This is a genomic window from Methylibium sp. T29-B (assembly GCF_000576225.1).
GTDB classification, from domain to species: domain Bacteria; phylum Pseudomonadota; class Gammaproteobacteria; order Burkholderiales; family Burkholderiaceae_C; genus Methylibium; species Methylibium petroleiphilum.
This window is the reverse complement of sequence record NZ_AZSN01000343.1, coordinates 1-1,494: the sequence shown is the minus strand read 5'-3', so window position 1 is coordinate 1,494 and position 1,494 is coordinate 1. Positions and strand designations below refer to the sequence as shown.

Annotated in this window: 2 protein-coding genes and 1 pseudogene; all 3 read right to left on the bottom strand. The window is 74.4% G+C overall.

Features of this window, described 5'->3' with window-relative positions; all coding sequences use genetic code 11:
• A pseudogene (locus Y694_RS21785) lies at window positions 1-771 on the bottom strand (thiazole synthase); the annotation flags it as partial.
• Window positions 772-815: 44 nt separating this feature from the next.
• Window positions 816-1,049 (bottom strand): sulfur carrier protein ThiS, encoded by a 234-nt coding sequence (gene thiS / locus Y694_RS21780; RefSeq protein WP_011829207.1) that lies wholly within the window; start codon window positions 1,047-1,049, stop codon window positions 816-818.
• A partial coding sequence (locus Y694_RS21775; protein WP_036236687.1) for an FAD-dependent oxidoreductase occupies window positions 1,046-1,494 on the bottom strand: 449 nt, incomplete at its 5' end. The genes Y694_RS21775 and thiS, both read right to left, overlap by 4 nt.

The following is a 1,494-nucleotide window of genomic DNA, read 5'->3' as shown; positions in this document are numbered from 1 at the left end:
CGCCGGCCCGCCAGGCGGCGCGGCCGGCCTCGACGGCCAGGCGGAGGCACGCGCCATCGCCACCGGTTCGCGCGCGTGCGCGACGGCGGAGTTGAGCAGGACCGCGTCGAAGCCCAGCTCCAGCGCCTGCGCGGCATGCGAGGGCGCGCCGAGTCCGGCGTCGATGATCAGTGTGGTGTCCGGCAGGCGTTCGCGCAGCGTGCGCAGCGCGAACGGATTCAGCAGGCCCTGGCCCGAGCCGATCGGCGCGCCCCAGGGCATCAGCAGCGGGCAGCCGGCGTCGAGCAGGCGACGGCAGCTGACGAGATCGTCGGTGCAGTAGGGAAACACGGTGAAGCCGTCGCGCACCAGCTGCGAGGCCGCCGTCAGCAGCTCGAACGGATCGGGCTGCAGCGTGTGCTCGTCGCCCACCACCTCGAGCTTGAGCCAGGGCGTGTCGTAGAGCTCGCGCGCCATGTGCGCCAGTTGCACGGCCTCGCGCGCGGTGCGGCAGCCGGCGGTGTTGGGCAGCAGGCGCGCGCCGGTGTCGCGCAGGGTCTGGCGGATGGTGGCGATGTAGCCGTTGTCGCCGGCCGCCGCGAGCGTGCGCTTGAGGCCCACGGTGACCACCTGCGTGCGCGCCGCACGCAGCGCGCCCTGCAGCACCGCCGGAGAAGGGTAGCCGGCGGTGCCGAGCAGGAAACGGCTGTGCAGGCGCACGCCGCCCACCTGCCAGGGATCGTCGTTGGCCATGTCGGCTGGCGGGGGGACGGCCGGGGTTGCTTGGGGCATGGGGAGGTCCTCGTGGAAAAGCGGTCGTGCGGGGATCGATGGGCTCAACCGCCGACGATGGGCTGGAACAGCAGGATCTCGTCGCCGTCCTGCAGCACGTGGCCGGCGCGCAGGGCACGGGCGACGAACTCGCCGTTGACGGCGGTGGTGATGGCCTCGGGCGCTTGGCCGAGCAGGCGCAGCAGGTCGGCCAGCGTGCTGCCGCGCGCGAGCCGGCAGCCGCGGCCCTCGAGATGCACCGTGACCATCGTGTCCTCGTGTGCCGGCGGGCCGCTCATCGCTCGATCTCCGGTCCGGGCAGCGCGGCGTCGGCGCGCAGCCTTGCCCAGGCGGCCAGCGCGTCCTCCACCAGCGCCGGCGCCAGCAGCCAGCCGTGACGGAACAGGCCGTTGACGGCCACCCGCTGCGGCGTGACGTCGATGTGCGGCCGGTTGTCGGGCAGCGCCGGGCGCAGGTTGCGGTCGAGCCGCAGGATGCGTGACTCGGCCAGCGCCGGCATCACGCTGTGCGCGGCGGCCATCAGCTCGACGGCGCTGCGCAGCGACATCGGCGAACGGTCCTCGCTCTCGATCTCGGTCGCGCCCAGCAGCACGATGTCGCCGGGTCGCGGCACCAGGTAGACACGGTGCCGCGGGTGCAGCAGCCGCACCGGCCGCAGCAGGCCGTGGCCGGGGGCGTGCAGCCACACGGTCTCGCCGCGCACGCCGCGCAGCGGCAGCGTCG